The sequence below is a fragment of the Paenibacillus vortex V453 genome, assembly GCF_000193415.1.
GTDB classification, from domain to species: Bacteria; Bacillota; Bacilli; order Paenibacillales; family Paenibacillaceae; genus Paenibacillus_AQ; species Paenibacillus_AQ glucanolyticus.
Map to the genome: position 1 here is coordinate 1 of NZ_ADHJ01000053.1, position 19821 is coordinate 19821.

The following is a 19821-nucleotide window of genomic DNA, read 5'->3' on the forward strand; positions in this document are numbered from 1 at the left end:
CGAGGACGCCGCCGGCCCAGAGCCCGGCCAGCCACAGCAGGCCGGGCAGCACCGCTGGAGCCAGCTGGGCAGCAGCCAGCTGGCGGTACAGCAGCGCCGCGCTTGCCAGAGGCGCGGCGGCAGCCACAAGGAGCGGCGCGAAGGCACGCCGCTCCTTGGCGAAGCCGGCCGCGCACGCGAGTGCGGCCGCGAGCCAGGCGCCGCGCGACTCCGTCAGGAGGAGCGCGGCGGTGTAGGGCAGCAGCGGCAGCAAGGCCGCCGCTGCGCGGAGCGTGCTCGTCCGAGTCCACGGGACGGACGGCAGCGCGAACAGCCGCTCCAGCAGGAAGGCGGCCATCACGGCCCCGAACGTGTTCGGGTACTGAAGCAGTCCGCCAAGCCTCGCGCCCGTCGCGCTGATCGCCGCATCCGCCGTATAATGAATCCCATACGGCAGCTCCAGGAGCCCGTACACGGCAAGCAGCGCACTGCCGCACAAAATTGCCCCCAGCAGATGCCAGCCCATCCGCATTGCCTTCAGACCCTCTGCTGTACGGCACACGCTCCATGCAGCAGCTGCAAAGGCTCCATAACCTCCCCACAGAACGATCTCCTTCATCGTACCCTCCAGCGACAGCGGCCCTCTGATTCCATGAAATCCATAAAGCAACAGGATGCCGCATATACACCCAAGGATAACGGGCAGACCTCTATCAAACAGCAGAGTATCCGGCATCATGACACGCTGAACTGCCGCCACCCTCCGGCGTGTTCCGAACAGCCGTACTCCCGCCATAAGCAGCAGGAGCACCCCAAAACCTGTTCCGATCAGATATATGTCCACCTCAAAGAACATACCTGTACGAACACCAGCGATAAGCAGAAGAACGATCAGCATCACAGCCCCATAACGACATGTGGTCTGTACCATGAATGAACACCCCGATTCCATAAGGAATGTGTGTGTATCCCTCGCATGTGGATGCTCATTTCAAGGCCTTCATCCATTAGACTCACAGGGTCAACACAACCTATTAGCCATTTTGGACAAGGAACCACACGGCTATTCTTATGGAACTGGCGGTGAACTCCTGGCTGGATTAGGGGATGGTTTACAGTACGGTCCATATTGTCCGGCTCACAGACGCAAATGACTTTGTAAAGTTGTCTAGAAGCAGAAACAACGCTTGGACCAATCGATTCAGAAGAAGATCAGGACAGGCGTATTGAAGAAGAATTTAGAGTCTTCGGGTTTTGCAGAGCCCTATCTAGCCGGTTTGATTATAGCCTCTACATAAGCATTGAATCCCTCTCCTCCCACAGCAGCCACAGCATCAGTGTAATACTGTTGCGAGGTATGACACTGTTGGGGAGTGTGACACTGTTGGGGAGTATGACATCATCCTAACGGACCAGAGAGAGGTTATTTCAACGAAATCGAGAACTTGTAAGAACTAACGGACACCACAGCCCTTTTTCGGCATTTGAACGCATCTTTGGAGTTGTTTTTGGGCAAATAAGAACCCTCATGTCCGTTAGCAAATCAAGCTCTGGTTTTTATGGCAGATAGGACCCCTCATGTCCATTAGCAAATCAAACTCTGGTTTTTATGGCAGATAAGCTCGCTCCAGTCCATTAGCTTCACCAGTCATCCAAGCAAACCTCGGACCACGCACCGTGGGCGTGATGAATACATTAAGAGGGTCGATTGTTATCGCATTCCAAAGCATCCGTCAAGGTGCTGATTTCAGATAGAGCATACTTTCTTATATCATAATCAAAAAACGATGAAAGTGAGCTCTCGCACTTTCATCGTTTACAGGGTCAACATGAATTAGTCTGCTTACGCCTCCATAGCCTTGCGGATATGAGGGACTTTCATCGTTCACAGGGTCAACGCGAATTATTTTTTTGCATTTGGCAATAAATCCTGGCACGCTCGCTCAAGATATGGCGAAGCGCTCAGAAAATCGCGAAACGCGGTATACTCCTGCCACAGTTTATCCCGATCACCGGCCGAACCGCTGACCGCACGGATCAGGATATTCTTGGGCGTATGCTCCATATCGATAAACTCCAGAAGCTGCGTTTTGTACCCCATCAGATCCAGCAGCTTGGCCCGGATCGCATCTGTCGCAAGCGCCGAGAAGCGTTCTTTCAGAATACCGTGGGACAGCAAAGGCTCCATGATGGGACTCTCTACTTGGGCGAACAGCTCATGCTGGCAGCAAGGCACCGACAGGATGACCGAGGCCCCCCAACGGACTGCTTTCTCCAGCGCTGCATCGGTTGCCGTATCGCATGCATGCAGCGTAACCACCATATCGACCTGCTCCAGTTCGTCATATTCCGCAATGTCGCCGACAAGAAACCGCAGTTGGTTATAGTTCAGTTTTTTCGCCAGCATACTGCAGTGTTCGATCACATCCGCCTTTAGATCCAATCCGACAATATTCAGCGTTCTGCGTGCGGTTACCGCCAAATAATGATACAAGGCAAAGGTCAGGTAGGATTTACCGCAGCCAAAATCGACGATGGTCAACGGACGGTTCTCCGGCAGATGGGGAAGAACATCCTCAACCATCTCCAAGAAACGGTTAATCTGCTTGAACTTATCGTATCTGCGGGCAAACACCTTGCCATCCTCGTTCATAATGCCCAGCTCCACCAAAAACGGAACTGGCTCCCCCTCTTCGAGAATGTACGTCTTTTTTCGGTTATGGGATAAATCTGTCTTCGTCTTGGACGGCGATTTCGTCAGAATCGAAACCTTGTATTTCTTGGATATCAGAACCTGATAATCCGCTTCCGGTGTGTAGATCATCGCCTGCCGGAATACATTCTCGAACAAGTCCACCAGCACGGCCTCCGCCTCATCCAACGGCACGTTCTGATGGGTTACCTTGGTGCCCGAATAATAGGCGAACTGATAGTGGAGCTTGTTCTTGAGATCTACGGGCTTGATCGTCACCTTGCTGTAGGTCATGCCTTCCCGCTTGCGAAGCTGGCTCAGTGTAGCCGTAATTAATGATCTTTCTTCCATGATGTTATGAATCAATTTTCTTAATGTATCCAAAAGGTACATCTCACTTTCTTTATGGTATAGACAGGGACAGGTTAATCCTGACGGATAGATTGCTCGCCACCGTCCTCCTCCGAATGCTGGAATCGACGGTGAAGCTCATCCATTCCTTCGCGGACTTCCTCAAGAGGAAGCCCTCCATTGACTAGCTCTTCAGGCGACTTCAGCTGTAATCGTTGATAAAACTGCAGCGCTTCGTTATATTCAATCGCACGGTGATCCAGCAATTGATAAAGGATGTTCTCGGCCTCCGCATACATCCCCTGCTGCTCCGCATATGCATAGTAATCCCGCGCAGCGGTGTCAGGCAATGCATAGGACTTTAAACGCTCCCTCACGATGTGTATCCGTTCCGGCAAGTTCAGGAGCTTGGGATCGGCCCCTTGCAGGGCAGCCTTCAAATATAACTGAAAGACCTTGGTATAGAGCAGCGCTGCTGCTTCTTCACGCTCCAACTCAAGCAGAATGGAGGCTTCCTCTTCCATTAGTCTTGCAGCACTCTGCAGCTTGTCCGCCTCCAGATAGCCGTGATTTCGAAATAACTGCTCAATATCGGAAGCAGACAGTGAGCGAAGCAGCTGGGAATTCAACCGGAACTGCCGTTTGAATAGATCATCCAATTCCCAGAGCGCTTCTGTGTGCTTGCGCTCCTGCTTCAGCGAAAACACCTTGGCAATCATCTGTGACATATCCTCTATAAGACGCACGAGATAATCCCTGCGAAACATACGCTTGCCCCCTAACCTGCATCACTTCGAATGCAGCGTATTCATCTAGTGACCTGATCGTTATATTTCCAATATGAGTTCCGCTGCCGGACACCCACCTGTGATCGCTGGGCAGCTTCGCAGATTCCCTCTGCGGCGCAGCCTTCATTACTCTAAGCTCAATCTAGATTAAATTGTAGGCTATCCGGGATCAGAATTCCAGTAGCGCGGGGTAACCTTCAACAACACAGCACTGATCAGCCCAGGATGGATGATGGGAGCAAACCAAACACATTATGAAAAAAATAAAACGGATACCCCGATTCAAGGGGTATCCGTTTATTATAAGCTGTACAAGGGTTGTCATGCGTTTATTCATGTTCAAGCTGTTCCATGAAAGACGTAATCACTTCGCCAAGTTTCTCCGGCGTCTCCATCATACTCATATGTCCGGCACCTTCAATCACAATGCGAGTTACATTGTCATTCTCTGTCGTAAAGGTACGCTCTGCTGGAATTAATCCATCCTTCTCTCCGGCTACAAGCAGGATAGGCAGTATGGATGCCGAAAGAACGTCGCGTCTGTCCGGACGTTCACGCATAGCCAGCGCCGCCCCTATTGCTCCCTGCGGTGGTGTCAGGTAGCCTATCTCCTTCGCCCGCTGAATACACTCCGGCTTGGTATCCTCTGTGCCAGGAGCGAATAAGCCGGGCACCAACCCGTCAACGAAAGCAGTAATGCCTTCCCCTTGGATGGTGCTAACCGCCTTCACTCGTTTCTCCTTCGCCTCATCCGAGTCCGGATAACCCGTAGAATGAATCAGGCCGAAGCCGTTCAGACGAGAAGCGTAACGCTGGGCGAAGGAGAGCGTAATATAGCCTCCGAGGGAATGGCCAAGTAATGCAGCCTTCGGAATATCGAGCTCATCCATTAACTGGAGTACATCGTCTGCCATCTGTTCGATGGTATAAGGTCCCATCGGTGCGTCAGACCGTCCGTGTCCCCGGAGATCCGGTACAATGACTCTGAAGCCTTGAAGAAATGGCAGAATCTGTTCCCAGTAGGCAGAGCTTCCGCAGAACCCGTGAAGCAAAATGACCGGCTCACCTTGTCCCTGATCAACATAACAAATCGTGCTGCCGTTGCATTGTACTTTTTCCATAGCGATACCCTTCTTTCTATTCAGCGGATGCCATTTGGTAGACACCCATTATTTTATAAAGAATGATCTATATTAAACAGAATCAACCCAGGCTGAAACGCCATGCATTATGTCCTAAGATTAAAGGCCAATGCCGCTTGCCGTGCTATCTCCTCCGCCATCCCCATGACTTGGTAAAGGGACGTTACCTGCAGGGTCCAATAAGGCTTTGGACCCTGCACATTCACAACCGCTGCCACACTGTAATCTCCCACGGAAGGAAGCTTCCCTCCAACAGACTGGGCTGGTGTCAATGGACCTTCACTCGTAAAGAAATAACCGACAGAGGAAGCCTGCCCCAGACACGCATCAATGGCAACAATCACCTTATCCGCGGGTATCCCGTTCAGTCTCGCTTGAAGATTGAAGGCATCACACGGTTCAGGCAGCGTCCCAATCACGTGCGGGAACCCATATGCCGCCAGCCGGCTTCCCGTCAGCGGTCCCAGTAGTCATACCCCCGTTGAACGATCGGTACCAATACATAAGAACACAATGCTTTCGATCGCATGCCGCTGCGAGATCATTTGAAAGAAAACCATCAGTTCGTGGCCCGACATTTTGGCCTTGGCGGCATATACGATTGGCGGTTTATCAGCTTGTTCGCTCATGACGGACCTCCTCATTAATCCATGCTCCCATACTGCTTACCGATGCCTTTGAAACAGGTTTTTTCCTGATTTTAACCTATTCACGTCCACAATGGCAAAAACATTGGTCGAGCTGCACAGTAACATGATACAATACAGGGATGAAAATCGTAAATCCGCCGAAGAGAGGATGGTGTTACACATGAACTTGAATGAAAAATCGCAAGCGAATGTCGAGTATATGATTGAGCAGATCAAAACAAAGCTTCGGATGGCTACAGGCGCTGCAATGCAGGCTTCCGCCTTCTCGGTTAACCAATACGATGATATTTATGACTTGTATGATATGGTCATGAATAAACAAAATCTCAGCATATCCGAAGTGGAAGCCGTAGTATCAGAACTCGGCCAGCTTCGCGGAAATCATTAAATCGTAAAGAAACCAAGCAGACACCCATTCCACGGCAAAGCCCCCGGAACTTCGCTAATGAAATTCGCGAGTTTCCGGGGGCTTTGCCGTCCTAATCTATGGCATATCAATGATAACTACTTCCGAGTTCCCCTCACTTGAGTTCCCCTGGAAGGTCAGCTCATGACGACGCTGTATTCTGGCGGCGTCACCGGATGAAATATCAAATACTCCGTCTTCCGATGATATTTCAACCTGGCCGCTGATAACGTACACATGCATTCTCCTATCCTCGGATAAGCTGTACGTCAGCTCTTTGCCTGTCTCGAGTATGCTGCTGTACATCACAACATCCAATGATTGGGGCAAGCTGCGTTCACCGTCACCCGATCCGATGATCGGAAGCATCTGGTTTAATCGCTGTGCTTGTGTAAAGTCGCCTTGGTGATGACTGGCCTCAAGACCCGGCTCAGCAGGTAAAAACCACATTTCCAGATAACGGACATCTTCGGAGGAAGACGCATTATTCTCTGCATGATATACACCCGAGCCTGTATTCACAACATGAATCGTGCCTGGGGTAAGCTCCATAAACTTCCCCTTATCATCCTCATACGTTAACTTGCCCTCCAGCACCAAATGGACAATCACCAAGTCATGATGAAACCTGCGATCAAAACCCTCCATCGGTTTCAGCACATATTCATTATGTGCCAGCAGGCTTCCAAAATGCTCATTATGCGGATCTGTATAATCTCCAAAAGAAAAACTGAATTCACTATGAATACCATCATCATGGGTAGTATGTCTTTCCGCAGCCGTCATGATCTTAATCATGGCCGGTCACCTCCGCCGTTTTTACTATTCTAATACCCCGGCGGATTTCGATCTAATCATTCTTGTTTAAACGCGGGTCAGTATAAATTCAGTTTCGGCCCTGCCTACCCTGCGTCCCTCATCATTGAATAGATCCTTGGGATACGCGGCTTTCAGCCGCCGGAGGGTCGTCTTGTTGCTGTATCCGATTTGCTCCAGTATGGACTCAACAATCCAGCCCCACTCTTCCTCTGAACCATCTGCGATTTTAAACGAAATACCCAATCGCTCCTTCTTCAGACCAAAACAGTACACCCCTTTAAAGCCCCCTTTTGCCACCACGTTATCATCTTCCAGAAGGAGGGTGTCCACTTTGTGGTTCCCCGCAACCATATAGGGAGATGCATTCATAGCCGATGTGATCGTAAGGACCGCCTTTCGCGTAGGCTCATCCTCGATCCGGTCAGGGGATGCAAGCTTCATATAGGCGGTGGCCAGAGCACGGAGCGGCATAGCAAATACCGGCAGTCCGCATCCATCCGTGCCTAGATGAATATCGCCGGGTGCCAATCCGGCCAAATCGGAGACCGTTCCAAGAATCTCCTGCTGAAGCGGATGTTCCGGATGGTCATATCCTTTAAGCGGGTATCCCGCCATCTGGCAATAGGCAAGCATGCCGTAATGCTTGCCCGAGCAATTATGGTACCATTTGCTCTTATCGCTTCCTTCACGCAAAAGAGATTCCTTGCTTCCTTCATCCAGCGGCCAACTGGATGCGCAGACCATATTGGACTCCCCAATGCTTACCTTGCGGGCAAAGCGCTCCAATACTTCAACATGGGCCGGCTCTGCCCGATGGGAAGCCGTCATAATCGCAATTTCCTCTACTGTTAACCCATAATGTTCTGCCAATCCCGCACGGATGGATGGGATTGCCTGCAGCGGCTTGGCGGAGGAACGCGTGAATGCGACATACTCCGGGTCTCCTGCATAGGCTTGAACGGCTCCTTCATCATTAACAATACATATATGTCCATTGTGGACGCACTCCACTATATCCGCTCGATATTCCTTCACCAATACAGTATCCATGTTGCACGACTCCTTCTATAAACCGTCTATGACAGCATCGTTCCTGAATAATTCGAGTGTTTGTGACATCGAAATAGATCTTTAATTCGATAATAATTGCAAATCCTTATCCAGTATAGTACAAAAATCCGCAAATGACAGCAGGGTAAATTCCGCAGAGGATGGACATTTTATTTTCTTCCCCGTTCCCCGTCTGCCCTGTTTCACGATGTGGCCTTACGTTTAATTACGAGATAAGCAAGCCCACACGAAAAACATTGCTCTGAAAAAGGAGGCGATCCTATGTGGGGAATCATTATCAGCATCGTGATGGCAATCATCATCGGGATTATCGGGGATGCGCTGGTGGGTCATGAAATGCCGGGCGGAATTATCGGATCCATGATCGCAGGTTTTGTAGGTGCGTGGCTCGGACCGTGGCTCTTCGGAGCATGGGGCCCTGTAATTGGCGGATTTGCCATTGTACCTGCTATTATCGGTACGGCCATCTTTGTATTCCTGCTCGGTCTTGTTGCCAAATTGTTTAGACGCACAGCCTGATACTCGTGTTTATATGTTTAAACTTTATATTAACTAAAAGGAGTGAAAGTTATGAATCACACAGAACAAGAAAATCCAGTACAAGGCGGATCCACATTCTTTAGAGGTGCTTTTATCGGTGCATTGGTCGGAGCAGCAGCAGCTCTGTTGTTCGCTCCCAAGCCAGGCCGCGAGCTTCGTGGCGATTTGTCCGAGAAGCTGAGCATCGTAACCGATAAAACCAAGGAAGTTGCTTGTACTGTAGGCGATAAGGCTTCTGAGCTGGCTAAAACCGTGGGCAGCAAAGCCTCCGATGTCATGACAACGGTGAATGAAGGCCGTCAAAATATTATGTCCAGCGTTAAGGAAGTCTCAGCGGATGTGTCCGACGAGGTATCCAGTGCTTCCAAAGACGTGAAGGAAAAAGCGATGGACACCTCTTCCGATGTCAGCCGTGAAATAAAATCGACTACGAATTATTAATTCGTGAAGTCACGAAATAGCCAGCTGACAAAGCTGGCTATTTTTGTGCCAGAGCGTTAGAAGGTTACTTGTTATTAGTGTATTGTTCTGCAGGTGAAATGACACGGGGCATCTGCCTAAGAAAGCGGGGATATCTCATGAGCAAAGCCAATCCATATAACAGCGGCTCCAGCCTCTCAACACGAAGCGGGGGGCATTCCAGACCACATGAGGAAAAGCGGGAGGAATCTGCATCAACCAAGGAAAGGCACTCCAGCGCGGCAGATGATGTTCAGGAGCACCCTTTCGAGCTCCGGCATGAAGTGAAGAAGCTGAACACTCGTCTGGACAAAATCGCGGCCACCCTGGAGAAATCGGAAATGAAGGATATGATCGACAATTACATGAATCCCAAGAAACGCATCATTGCCAACCTCACGGCCGGGCTGTCCCGGGGGCTCGGTCTAACCCTGGGCACGGCTCTTGTGCTTGGTCTCTTGGGCTACATTCTCAGCTTCTTTGTCAATGTACCGATGATTGGAGATTTCATCTCCGATCTGCAAGGATATATCGATCAATCCAAATCCTAGCCAGCTCTCGCTGCATACAAACAGCCCGGTAACCTAAGCAGGTACCGGGCTGTTATGACGCTAAATTTTCCTACTAACCTTGATTTTATATGTTTCTGTTTTTGGACTTCACGCGGAGCAAATCACCCGTCCATCCTTTCGCACGCAACCAGAGGTACATTCCACCGGTCCACAGCAGGATGAAAGCGCTGATTGCCGTAAATCCCCAGAATGTTTTAATAGCCGGCAGGTTCTCAAAATTCATTCCCCATACGGCACCGATCACCGTGGCCGGTGTGAAGACGACGGTAAAAATCGTCAGCGTCTTCATAATTTCATTGCCGCGGAATCCGGAGATGGCATCATCAATAGAAACAAGGGTATCAATTTCGCGCTCATAATGGTGGATCAGCTGCTCCAGTCTCTCCACTCTGTACTGGAGCTGCTGGAAGGAGCGGCTGTCATCCAGTTGGTTATGATAGCCTTCTCTAGCGGCGGCAACAAGCTCTTGAAATGGGATAAACAGATTACTCCAGTCCAATAACTCGAACCGGGCCGACAGGATCTTATCCATCAAGGTTCGCCGGTTGCGCGTGCGCATATCACTTTCAACAAGCCGAAGATTACATTCGAATTGATCCATCCCTGCATGATAATAATGCAGAATCGCCCGTGCCAGAACAAACATGCCATCTGCAGGCCCCCGGCATTGATGGAGCATGGATGTTCTCTCCGACTTGGCCATCACACTACGGGTATGGTCATCCAGATTAATGGTAATCAACACATGATCGTCCAAATAGAAATAGAACTGTTCCGACTTGTGATGATCAGGATCGGACGTAACCTTATAGAGCATGGTCCCCATAATAACGGTTTCTACGCCCTCTTTGAAGCGAACGGACAAGTAATTCCGATCCTTTAACGTCGATGCCAGATCAAACCATTCGGACGTATAGGGATAACGCGTTCGAAGTTCACCAATCCAGGAGGATTGCCAATCATCCGTTCGGACATCATGCCACTGCCACCCTCCTGCAAAAGTATATATATCCTGACCCTCCGCTCTATCTGGCGCAAGCATACTCTCTTTGCCACTCCCTTCTATTTCAATTCGGATATTGCGGTTCCAAAAAGGCACGCCTTCCTATAATTGAGGAAGCGTGCCTTATGTTCCCATACGTCTGTCACTACGGGGCTTGTCCATATCAGTAAGATGAATTGGACATAATCTGCTTCAATTTTTCCGTTGCCCGCTTCTGGATACGCGACACACTCATTTGCGATACTCCAAGTCTCTGAGCAATGGCCCGCTGGGACTGCCCTTCCTGGAATGCCAGCAGCAGCACCTTCTGCTCCTGTTCCTTCAACTGACTCATCGCCTGCTGAAGATCCATCCGCTTCTCCACGGAATCAAAGTCATTCACATCCGAGCTAATCAGCTCTCCAAGCGTTGCTCCGGTTTCTTCCTGAGATAATGGGGAATCGAGTGATACGTAGTGATAGCATTCCCGTCCGGCTAACACCTCGACGGTTTCTTCAACGGATAGATCCAGATAAGCTGCAATCTCATTCACATCCGGAGACCTCTCCAGCTTCACCATTAACTCATCAATTGCCTGCTGGACCAAGGCACCTTTCTCCTTGATTCGTCTGGGTACTTGAATGTACCACGACTTATCGCGGAGGAAGTTTTTCATATGCCCAATCATGCTCTTCATGGCATAGGGCTCGAACGGAATCCCCAGGCTAATGTCGTATTGCTGAAGCAGACGGATTAATGCCATCTGACCCACCTGATATAAGTCCTCATACAGATCCGGCCGATTCCGGGCAATTTTGCCCGCAGCCATTTTGACCATCGGCTCATATTTCTTAATCAGCACCGTTGCGATATCGTTATCCTTCGTCTGCTGATACTGTTGTATTAAATGTACTGCTTCATCCCTGGACTCTGGGGGAGTCACCTTATCACTCATACCCGCTCCTCGCTTCTTGCAAGCCGCTTCGTAAGCATAACCTCGGTTCCCTTTCCAGCCTGGTTTGTTACGCTCACCTCATCCATAAGCGCCTCCATCAGGTAGAAGCCGAGTCCGCCGATTTGGACCTCACTGAGATCTTTATCATGAAGTGAACGGTTACCAACCGCTCCCACACTGTCGAAACTCTCCCCTTCGTCTCTGACCGTAATGGATAGCGACTCGCTAGTCACTTGGAATAATACCTCTACCATTCCGCCTTCCTGACTATACGCATACAAAACCGAGTTATTGCAGGCCTCAGACACTGCAACCTTCATATCTTCAATCTCTTCATAGGAGAAGCCCATCTTGGAAGCTATCCCGTACAGATTCAGCCTTACGATATCCACGTATTCAGCACTGGCAGGCAAATTAAGTGTTACTCTTTGTACATCTGAATTCATTCTTTTCGATCCTTTCCTATTGGGAATACTTCTTACGACTGAAAGAACTTCGCAATACCCGTCATATCAAACAGCTTCTGAATTTGCGGCGGAACTTCCTCAACTGCAAAACGGGCTTCCATGCCGTGTCTTGCTTTCAGTATCGACAGAAGAATACCAATACCTGTACTATCAATATATGTCATGTCCTTCATGTTGACGATCAAGTCTACTTCGGAATTGCCGACAAGAGGTTCCATTACTAATCGAAAATCCGGAGCGACGGACAGATCAAGTTCACCGCTCAAAAATACAGTACATACACCCTCGCTCATCTGAGTCTTGGCATTGAACTTATCATTTGTTTTTGTATTCATAGACACTCTCTCCCAAATAATTTGTTTTCCCTTTACATAACCCGTTATCTAACTCGTTGAAACAGGTTGAAGGGGAATGTGGCCGTGCTAATATATGGAAACGAATCTTTTCCCTAACCGTTAATGATTCGAATGTTGTTTGGACGGTTGTCCCAGTCGTCCGGTTCCACTGGTGTATATCGGGACAACAGGTGCTTAACGCAGCTGATTTTGACCGGCTTGCTAATATATTCGTCCATTCCGGCATCCGAGCAGCGCTTCTGGATACCATCCATCACATTGGCTGTCATGGCAACCAGAATAGGTGCATCCGCTCCATGCTTCATCTGACGGATCAGGCGTGCAGCCTCCAGGCCATCCATAACCGGCATTTGCAGATCCATAAAAATGATATCGTACACTTTAGGACCAGCAACCATATCAACCGCCTGCTTACCGTCCTCTGCCATGTCCGCGCTCATTCCCATCTTTTTCAGCATGCTGTCCATCAGCTTTCGATTAATCGGGTGATCATCCACAATCAGGATGTTGGCTTGTCTCTCCCCATGGACGCGAAATTTATCGGTAGGCTCATCTTCTCGCCGTCGATAGTCTCCTTCCTCATAGGTATGAACACACATCGTAAATACGAAGGTGGCACCCTTATTTTCCTTGGATTCCACCGTAATGTCCCCACCCATCATCTGCACAAGGGATCTACAGATGGCAAGTCCCAGCCCTGTCCCTCCGTATTTGCGGGTCATGGAGGAATCAAGCTGCGAGAATGGCTTGAACAGCCGATCGATTTTCTCTGATGAGATGCCAATCCCCGTATCCTTCACCGTAAATTCGAGGGTTAACCGGTCCTCTTCGACTTGGGTCAGCGATACAACCAAATATACTCCACCCTCATTGGTGAATTTCACCGCGTTGGATACCAGATTGACCAATACTTGGCGAAGACGTCCCATATCGCCAAATACCATCGACGGAATACGCTCCTCAATGTAATACGAAAGCTGCAGATTTTTCTTGGAGGCTTCTCCCGAGAACAAACCGAACACTTCCTGCACACAAGACTTGAGATCAAACGGATATTCCTCCAGCTCCATCTTGCCGGATTCCATCTTGGAGAAATCCAGGATGTCATTAATGATGTTAACCAAAGCATCCGCGCTGTTGCGGATGATCGTTGCATACTCCCGCTGCTCTTCCTGAAGCTCGCTGTCCATCAGCAAATCGATCATACCGATCACGCCATTCATCGGCGTACGGATTTCATGGCTCATCATCGCCAGAAACTCCGTTTTGGCTTTAACGGCAATCTCCGCTGCTTCCTTCGCCTGCACAAGCTCATGATTGATCTTCTCCAGTTCCAGCGTCTTCTGATGCAGCTGCATAGACTGGATCTTGAGTCTGTTATTGGTTTGGTACATATCGACAAAACCCTCGATCTTGGACTTCAAGATTTGAGGGATAAAAGGTTTAACCATATAGTCGATTGCACCTGCCGAATAACCCGCAAAGAGATGCTCCGCGTCCTTGCTGTTTGCAGAAATAAAGATAATCGGAATATCCTTTGTTTTGTCTCTCGCCTTGATCAGCCTTGCTGTTTCGATACCGTCCATACCGGGCATCTGTACATCCAGAACAATCACAGCAAAGTCGTACTTCAAGAGATACCGCAGAGCTTCTTCCCCCGAAGTCGCTTTTATTAGCGTGTATTGCTCACTGTCCAGAACAGCTTCGAGTGCAAGTAAGTTTTCAGGGCGGTCATCTACCAACAGAATATGAATCGGTTCGTGAAACCCCATGAGATCCTCCTACAAAACTTTCTATTTATTCTTCCGGTAAATTTTCTCGACCCGGTCCAGTGTCTCATAGGCTTCACTGTAATTCGTAAAGTGGATGGACTCTTTGGCACCCAGTACGAGAATACCGAAATGGCTTAGACTCTCGTGAAATAATCCGTGCACATGATCCCGCAGCTGATCATTGAAATATATCATGACATTCCGGCAAAAGATCACATTAAACTCGTTAAAGGAACGATCCGTTGCCAGATTATGTTCTGCAAAAATCATGTTTTTCTTCAAATACGGTTGAAAAATAACCGAGTTGTACTTCGCAGTATAATATTCGGAGAACGAGCGGGTTCCGCCCGCCTCCATATAATTCTTGGTGTACTGCTTCATGCGTTTGATGTCAAACACGCCTTCCTTGGCCTGCTGGAGAGAACGCGAGTTCATGTCCGTCGCATAAATCCGGGATTTTTCATACAGCCCCTCTTCATGAAGCAGAATCGCCATGGAATACACCTCTTCTCCAGTTGAGCAGCCGGCGTGCCATATCCGTATATACGGATACGTACGAAGCAGAGGAACTACCGTCTGCCTGAATGTCAGGAATAATTTGGGATCCCTGAACATTTCCGTGACGGGAATGGACAGATTATATATGAGCCGTTCAAAACAAGAACGGTCGTGGAGTACTTTATCCTGAAGCGCGGAGATCGAGGATACCCCTTCGGCATGCACATGATGCCAGATTCTCCGCCTCAATGAAGGAATAGCATAATTACGAAAATCGTAACCATAGAATCGATGAATACCTTCCAAAAGAAGCTCCAACTCGATCTGCTCCAGCTCACATTCGCTATCCTCTGTTATCAACAGTTGTTCTGATTCAGTATGGTTACTAGATGACATAACGGGTGCACCGCTTTCCGAGTGTTTATTTGCTACTTGTACTTTACCCACAAAAGCGGTTTACGAATACAACCAAACCCTCATAAGTGAAAGAAGCTGCTCGGTCTGAATCGGCTTCTTCATATAATCAGAGGCTCCGGCTTCAATACATTTCGCCCGATCCTCTTTCATGGCTTTGGCTGTTAATGCTATAATCGGCAGCTTTTCGAACTCAGGCATCTCTCGCAGAAGGCGCATCGCTTCATAGCCGTCCATCTCCGGCATCATCATATCCATCAGCACCAAATCGTAGTCCGGATTATCCTGAAGCAGCTCTATCGCTTCCCTGCCGTTCTCGGCAAAGGTCACTTCCATGTTGTATCCTTCCAGTACGCTGGAGAGAGCAAATACGTTGCGGATATCATCATCCACAAGCAGAATCTTCTTGCCTTCGAACAGCTCTTCCTTATTGTGCAGCTTTTGCAGAATTTTACGTTTATCCTCCGGCAAATCGGCTTCAATCCGGTGGAGGAACAGGGTCGTTTCATCCAGAAGCCGTTCCGGAGATTTCACGTCTTTAATGATGATGGACTCCGCATATTTGCGAAGCTGCATCTCTTCCTTCGAATCCAGATCCTTACCGGTATAAATAATAATTGGCAGATCCATCAGGTTCTCATCATCACGAATCTGATCCAGCAGCTCAAAGCCCGTCATGTCTGTCAGCATCAGATCAAGCACCATACAGTCATAGCGCTGCTTACGCAGCTCGCTGAGTGCTTCGGCACCCGTGGATGCCGCCGTAATAGATACATCGTCATGACCGATCAATTCAATGATGGAGTTACGCTGAATGTCATCGTCCTCAACAATCAGGAGATGTTTCATCGATTTTTCCGCGTACGATTCGATATGCGTGAACGCATTCTCCAGTGCCTCTCTGGATGATGGCTTCTTCAGGTAGGCGATAGCCCCCATCATAAGTCCCTGCTTCACTTCGTCCACAACCGAGATCACATGCACCGGAATATGACGCGTAACCGCTGAGCTCTTCAACTCGCCCATGACGGACCAGCCGTCGATGACCGGAAGCTGAATATCCAGGATGATGGCGTCCGGTCTGTAGGACTTCGCCATCTCCAGGCCGATATCCCCCTGCAGAGCAACCAGGGCTTTGAACCCGCGTCCTCTAGCCATATCCAGAAGGATTCTGGCAAACTTCACATCATCCTCAATAATGAGCAGCACTCGATCGGTCGGCCCTATCTGGTTGCGATCATCATCCACTTGTACGGATGGGTTGACCTCTGTTGTGACCATCTTGGCCTTCGGAACAATCAGATTGCTCTCTGGCGGAGCCTCAATGGACGCCGCTGCCTCCTGTACTCCCTGAACCACTTCCGGAGGGCTGCTCGGCAGGAAGAGAGTGAAGCAGCTGCCCTTGCCTTCTTCCGATTCAACCAGAATCCCCCCGCCAAGCAGACGGGAAAGCTCGCGGCTGATCGACAAGCCGAGCCCGGTCCCGCCATATTTGCGGCTTGTGGTGCCGTCCACCTGCTGGAAAGCTTCAAAGATCAGATCGGTTTTGTCAGCAGGTATACCAATTCCACTGTCTTTTACCGCAAATGCCACATAGTCTGCTTCTGCATTCAAATAGATAGGGAGTTTCTCTGAATCGGCCTTCTCCACATGAAGTTCAACGGAGCCTTGGTTCGTGAACTTGAATGCATTGGACAGCAGGTTACGAAGGACTTGCTTCACGCGATGACTGTCCGTAACGATGCTTTGCGGAATGTCCTCCCCGATGTGTACATGAAGATCAATATGTTTACGCGACGCTACAGCGGCAAAATTCTGCTCCACAAAGGATTCAATATCCTGCAGCTGAACATCCTCGTAATTAATTTCCATTTTCCCGGCGTCCACTTTGGACAAGTCGAGAATTTCATCAATCATTTTGAGCAGGTCCGAACCTGACATATAAATCGTCTGCGCATATTCGATCTGCTTATCGCTCAGATTTCCGCTCTTATTCTCAGACAGCAGCTGTGACAAGATGAGCAGGCTGTTAAGAGGGGTTCGCAGTTCATGAGACATATTTGCCATGAACTCCGACTTGTATTTGGTTGTAACCGAAAGCTGCTTCGCTTGCTGCTCTAGCTTCAACCGGGCCTTCTCAATTTCATCGTTCTTCTCTTCCACTTCCTGCACCTGTTCCTCCAGCGCGCGCGTCTTGGCAACCAGCTCGGTATTATAATGCTCGAGCTCTTCCTGTTGACGCTGCAGTAAATCTTCGGAACGTTTGAGGGCATTGGTTTGCTCCTCCAGATTTTCATTGGAACGGCGAAGCTCTTCTTGCTGGGTCTGCAGCTCCTCCGACTGAACCTGAAGCTCTTCTGTCATCGCCTGCGACTCCCGCAGCAACTGCTCGACCCGCAGGCGTCCTGTAATATTATTCAGAATAATGCCAAGCGACTGACTCAGCTGTGAGATGAGCTGCTCCTGCAGGGATGTTGTCTCCTCGAAGGCTGCCAGCTCCACCACACCCAGCACTTCATTCTCGAACAGGATCGGATAGATCATGACGGAAATCGGCTTGGATGATCCCCAGCCGGACTCCACTTTCATGTAATCGTCAGGCGCATTTCTCAGCACAATCGGTTTCTTGTCCAGCGCGACTTGCCCTACGAGTCCTTCCCCAATCATGAAGGAAATCTTGGGCTCCTCGCCGCCCTCATGCGCGTAGGAACCTTTCAGTTCCAATTTATTCGGATGTTTATCTTCTTGATGAATATAAATAGCTCCATAGTGAGCACCTAATATCGGTGTGAATTCGCTAATAAACCGCTGACCCACCTCTTCAAGGGAATTAATCCCCTCCAGCAGCTCCGTTACTCTGGCCATATTCGAGTTAAGCCACGATTGATCACGCTGCGCCTGAAGATAGGTCTCCTCTATCCGCTGCTTCTCGAGAATATCTTCGGACAAGTCTTTAAATACCCGGGCTACATCTCCAAATTCATCCTTGGACGTAACTTTGATACGGCGAATCGCCTTCAGTCTGCCTTCCCCAAAACTCTTCAACATCATCGAGACAACGTTGATGCCCCGGGTAATGCTTGGAAGGATCCATAGAATGACCAGCATCCCGATTAATAGTCCACCGGCCATAATATAAATGAACATCTGAACGGAACGGTCATAAGCAGCCTTGGCTGCCGTAATATCATCATTGATCTTCTGATTCTCGTAGCTGCTAAGCTCGTTTAAGCTGGTAAGCATTTCATCCTGAACCGATTGCCCTGTTGAATTACGCAGTGAGTTAGCCTCGTCTGCATCGCTGTTGGCCAACAGATCCAGTGTCTTGTTCTGGTATACAATATATTCATTAACCGCACGTTCAATCCGGACTAGCAGCTGCTGCTCCTCAGCGGTATTTACGCTATCTTGAATGAATGAGAAATATTCCACTGCCTTTGTGGTCATGCTTTCGATTTCCTGTTTGGATACAGCATACGTGGATTGGTCATTGCTCAAAATCATATTCGTTAGCTCGCGCGCCATATTGTTGACTTCCCCGCGCATACCGCTGGAGTTTCGCACTTTTTGATAGCGCTCTTCATAGATTTTATCCATCTGGCTGTTCATATAACTAATCCGGTCGTACCCAATCAGGGTAAGAACCAGCATGAGAGCTAACAAGGTTGTAAAACCAATGACTAACTTACTCTTAAGCTTCATTGATTTATGTTCTCTCCTTTTTTAAGAGATATCCAAACCAGGCATTTATCGTCCTCTCGCTCCTGCAATGGATCATCTACAAAATATTGTTCCTTCATCTCATCTTCTCTCCAATGATGAGGGCCGCCCAAATGTTCCTTCAAATAGTCCAGCTTCTCGTCATGTCCGCCGTCCACCAATTCAAGCAGACCGTCGGTATACATCACCAAATGACCCTCGCCTTCATATTGAAAGCTTCTTGGCTCCATGTCTTCAATCCGATCGAACAAGCCTACCGGGCAGCAGCCTTGGTCCAGGGTCATAACACGGCCGTCTTCCTGGAAGAACAGCGCCGGAGGGTGACCGGCATTAACATAGTCCACCCGTTTCAAACGCGTGTCTACGACAAGATAGATAGCTGTAAAATAGTACTGTATCAGCTGTTCACCAAGGCTTAGCTGATTGAACCTGCGGTTCAATTCCTGAACGACTTTCTCCGGTTCGACATAAGTCGTCACGGTGTCTTTCAGAACCGAGGCAATGAACATGCAAAATAGGGACGAAGTAATACCGTGTCCCATCATATCCAGCAGAATCACGCCATAACGGCCATCTCCAAGCGGGTACCATGCGTACAAATCTCCCGCAAGCTCTGCCGAAGGCTGGTACAGTGCATGAATCTCTAGCTGCTCATCTTCAATTGGAGAGCTCAGGACGGCATTTTGAACCATAGCCGCAAGCTTAAGCTCCGCCTGCACCCGCTGTTCACGCTCAATATGCCAGTCTTTCTCATGCTTTAACCGGAGCGCCAGACGTATCCGTGCCATAAGTTCAACCTTGTTGATCGGTTTGGTCACATAATCTACAGCCCCGGCATCAAGGGCCTCTGCCAGCTTCTTGGAATCGCCGACGGCGGTTACCATAATGATCGGTATATCCTTCAAATGCTCGTATTGCTGAACAATACGGCATGCTTCTATTCCATCCATCTCAGGCATCATCATATCTAACAGAACCAGATCGATATCCGCTCTTCGTGGATGCAGCACATGGCTGCGATCCCCAAGTCCCAAATGCTCAAACATTTCCAGGGCTGAAGATGCAGATACGGTATCCTGGTAGTTTTCCTTTTTCAAGATTTCTCGAATAATGATGACGTTAGTCGGATTGTCGTCTACGATTAATATTCTCATTGCCCTCTCCTTTAACGTTCGGTTTATACGATAG

17 protein-coding genes and 2 pseudogenes are annotated in these 19821 nt (G+C 49.1%); 4 read left to right on the forward strand and 15 right to left on the reverse strand.

Features of this window, described 5'->3' with window-relative positions; translation table 11 throughout:
- The 5 genes and pseudogenes from PVOR_RS26750 to yyaC all read right to left on the reverse strand — a co-directional run.
- Positions 1-910, reverse strand: a pseudogene (locus PVOR_RS26750) (O-antigen ligase family protein); the annotation flags it as partial.
- A 972-nt stretch (positions 911-1882) separates the two neighbouring features.
- Positions 1883-3064: a class I SAM-dependent methyltransferase gene (locus PVOR_RS26755; RefSeq protein ID WP_040681055.1), complete on the reverse strand. Its 1182-nt coding sequence runs from the start codon at positions 3062-3064 to the stop codon at positions 1883-1885.
- 32 nt (positions 3065-3096) lie between these two features.
- Positions 3097-3789: a DUF6483 family protein gene (locus tag PVOR_RS26760; RefSeq protein WP_006212687.1), complete on the reverse strand. Its 693-nt coding sequence runs from the start codon at positions 3787-3789 to the stop codon at positions 3097-3099.
- A gap of 350 nt (positions 3790-4139) precedes the next feature.
- Complete coding sequence (locus PVOR_RS26765) at positions 4140-4931, reverse strand: alpha/beta fold hydrolase (protein ID WP_006212688.1); 792 nt, start codon at positions 4929-4931, stop codon at positions 4140-4142.
- Between the two features lie 107 nt (positions 4932-5038).
- Positions 5039-5581: pseudogene (yyaC, locus tag PVOR_RS26770) on the reverse strand (spore protease YyaC).
- Between the two features lie 181 nt (positions 5582-5762).
- Here yyaC and PVOR_RS26775 point away from each other — a divergent pair.
- Positions 5763-5990, forward strand: coding sequence for a DUF1128 domain-containing protein (locus PVOR_RS26775; RefSeq protein WP_006212691.1), 228 nt, complete (start codon positions 5763-5765; stop codon positions 5988-5990).
- A 96-nt stretch (positions 5991-6086) separates the two neighbouring features.
- On the opposite strand, the gene PVOR_RS26780 is transcribed toward PVOR_RS26775, so the two are convergent.
- Complete coding sequence (locus PVOR_RS26780; protein WP_006212692.1) at positions 6087-6806, reverse strand: pirin family protein; 720 nt, start codon at positions 6804-6806, stop codon at positions 6087-6089.
- 66 nt (positions 6807-6872) lie between these two features.
- Entirely contained in the window at positions 6873-7877 is a 1005-nt protein-coding gene (locus tag PVOR_RS26785; RefSeq protein ID WP_006212693.1) for an asparaginase, read from the reverse strand.
- Between the two features lie 282 nt (positions 7878-8159).
- Between PVOR_RS26785 and PVOR_RS26790 the strand changes: the two genes are divergently transcribed.
- The 3 genes from PVOR_RS26790 to PVOR_RS32405 all read left to right on the forward strand — a co-directional run bounded on the left by PVOR_RS26790 (position 8160) and on the right by PVOR_RS32405 (position 9448).
- Positions 8160-8417, forward strand: coding sequence for a GlsB/YeaQ/YmgE family stress response membrane protein (locus PVOR_RS26790; RefSeq protein ID WP_006212694.1), 258 nt, complete (start codon positions 8160-8162; stop codon positions 8415-8417).
- Positions 8418-8468: 51 nt separating this feature from the next.
- A complete protein-coding gene (locus PVOR_RS26795; RefSeq protein ID WP_006212695.1) occupies positions 8469-8879 on the forward strand; it encodes a YtxH domain-containing protein in 411 nt (136 codons plus the stop codon).
- A 137-nt stretch (positions 8880-9016) separates the two neighbouring features.
- Complete coding sequence (locus tag PVOR_RS32405) at positions 9017-9448, forward strand: DUF5665 domain-containing protein (RefSeq protein WP_006212696.1); 432 nt, start codon at positions 9017-9019, stop codon at positions 9446-9448.
- Between the two features lie 85 nt (positions 9449-9533).
- Here the strand turns inward: PVOR_RS32405 and PVOR_RS26805 are convergent, their stop codons facing one another.
- The 8 genes from PVOR_RS26805 to PVOR_RS26840 form a co-directional block, all read right to left on the reverse strand.
- Positions 9534-10511, reverse strand: a complete 978-nt coding sequence (locus PVOR_RS26805; protein ID WP_006212697.1) for a magnesium transporter CorA family protein — start codon at positions 10509-10511, stop codon at positions 9534-9536.
- A 124-nt stretch (positions 10512-10635) separates the two neighbouring features.
- A complete protein-coding gene (locus PVOR_RS26810) occupies positions 10636-11406 on the reverse strand; it encodes a sigma-70 family RNA polymerase sigma factor (protein ID WP_006212698.1) in 771 nt (256 codons plus the stop codon).
- Positions 11403-11852: an anti-sigma B factor RsbW gene (rsbW, locus tag PVOR_RS26815; protein WP_036643480.1), complete on the reverse strand. Its 450-nt coding sequence runs from the start codon at positions 11850-11852 to the stop codon at positions 11403-11405. The genes PVOR_RS26810 and rsbW overlap by 4 nt, the downstream gene beginning before the upstream one ends.
- A gap of 32 nt (positions 11853-11884) precedes the next feature.
- Positions 11885-12208: an STAS domain-containing protein gene (locus PVOR_RS26820; RefSeq protein WP_006212700.1), complete on the reverse strand. Its 324-nt coding sequence runs from the start codon at positions 12206-12208 to the stop codon at positions 11885-11887.
- Between the two features lie 113 nt (positions 12209-12321).
- A complete protein-coding gene (locus PVOR_RS26825; RefSeq protein ID WP_006212701.1) occupies positions 12322-14001 on the reverse strand; it encodes a response regulator in 1680 nt (559 codons plus the stop codon).
- A gap of 21 nt (positions 14002-14022) precedes the next feature.
- On the reverse strand, positions 14023-14895 hold the full coding sequence (locus tag PVOR_RS26830) for a CheR family methyltransferase (RefSeq protein ID WP_006212702.1): 873 nt from the start codon (positions 14893-14895) through the stop codon (positions 14023-14025).
- Between the two features lie 60 nt (positions 14896-14955).
- Positions 14956-18615 carry a response regulator gene (locus PVOR_RS26835; RefSeq protein WP_006212703.1) on the reverse strand — a complete coding sequence of 1220 codons (3660 nt, stop codon included), beginning with the start codon at positions 18613-18615 and terminating at the stop codon, positions 14956-14958.
- Positions 18612-19787, reverse strand: a complete 1176-nt coding sequence (locus PVOR_RS26840) for a PP2C family protein-serine/threonine phosphatase (protein WP_006212704.1) — start codon at positions 19785-19787, stop codon at positions 18612-18614. Before PVOR_RS26840 ends, PVOR_RS26835 begins: the two co-directional genes overlap by 4 nt.
- Positions 19788-19821: the final 34 nt, after the last annotated feature.

Coding starts and splice junctions, on each gene's coding strand:
- PVOR_RS26755 (WP_040681055.1), bottom strand. CDS start 3,064: ATGTACCTTTTGGATACATTAAGAAAATTGATTCATAACATCATGGAA.
- PVOR_RS26760 (WP_006212687.1), bottom strand. CDS start 3,789: ATGTTTCGCAGGGATTATCTCGTGCGTCTTATAGAGGATATGTCACAG.
- PVOR_RS26765 (WP_006212688.1), bottom strand. CDS start 4,931: ATGGAAAAAGTACAATGCAACGGCAGCACGATTTGTTATGTTGATCAG.
- PVOR_RS26775 (WP_006212691.1), top strand. CDS start 5,763: ATGAACTTGAATGAAAAATCGCAAGCGAATGTCGAGTATATGATTGAG.
- PVOR_RS26780 (WP_006212692.1), bottom strand. CDS start 6,806: ATGATTAAGATCATGACGGCTGCGGAAAGACATACTACCCATGATGAT.
- PVOR_RS26785 (WP_006212693.1), bottom strand. CDS start 7,877: ATGGATACTGTATTGGTGAAGGAATATCGAGCGGATATAGTGGAGTGC.
- PVOR_RS26790 (WP_006212694.1), top strand. CDS start 8,160: ATGTGGGGAATCATTATCAGCATCGTGATGGCAATCATCATCGGGATT.
- PVOR_RS26795 (WP_006212695.1), top strand. CDS start 8,469: ATGAATCACACAGAACAAGAAAATCCAGTACAAGGCGGATCCACATTC.
- PVOR_RS32405 (WP_006212696.1), top strand. CDS start 9,017: ATGAGCAAAGCCAATCCATATAACAGCGGCTCCAGCCTCTCAACACGA.
- PVOR_RS26805 (WP_006212697.1), bottom strand. CDS start 10,511: ATGCTTGCGCCAGATAGAGCGGAGGGTCAGGATATATATACTTTTGCA.
- PVOR_RS26810 (WP_006212698.1), bottom strand. CDS start 11,406: ATGAGTGATAAGGTGACTCCCCCAGAGTCCAGGGATGAAGCAGTACAT.
- rsbW (WP_036643480.1), bottom strand. CDS start 11,852: ATGAATTCAGATGTACAAAGAGTAACACTTAATTTGCCTGCCAGTGCT.
- PVOR_RS26820 (WP_006212700.1), bottom strand. CDS start 12,208: ATGAATACAAAAACAAATGATAAGTTCAATGCCAAGACTCAGATGAGC.
- PVOR_RS26825 (WP_006212701.1), bottom strand. CDS start 14,001: ATGGGGTTTCACGAACCGATTCATATTCTGTTGGTAGATGACCGCCCT.
- PVOR_RS26830 (WP_006212702.1), bottom strand. CDS start 14,895: ATGTCATCTAGTAACCATACTGAATCAGAACAACTGTTGATAACAGAG.
- PVOR_RS26835 (WP_006212703.1), bottom strand. CDS start 18,615: ATGAAGCTTAAGAGTAAGTTAGTCATTGGTTTTACAACCTTGTTAGCT.
- PVOR_RS26840 (WP_006212704.1), bottom strand. CDS start 19,787: ATGAGAATATTAATCGTAGACGACAATCCGACTAACGTCATCATTATT.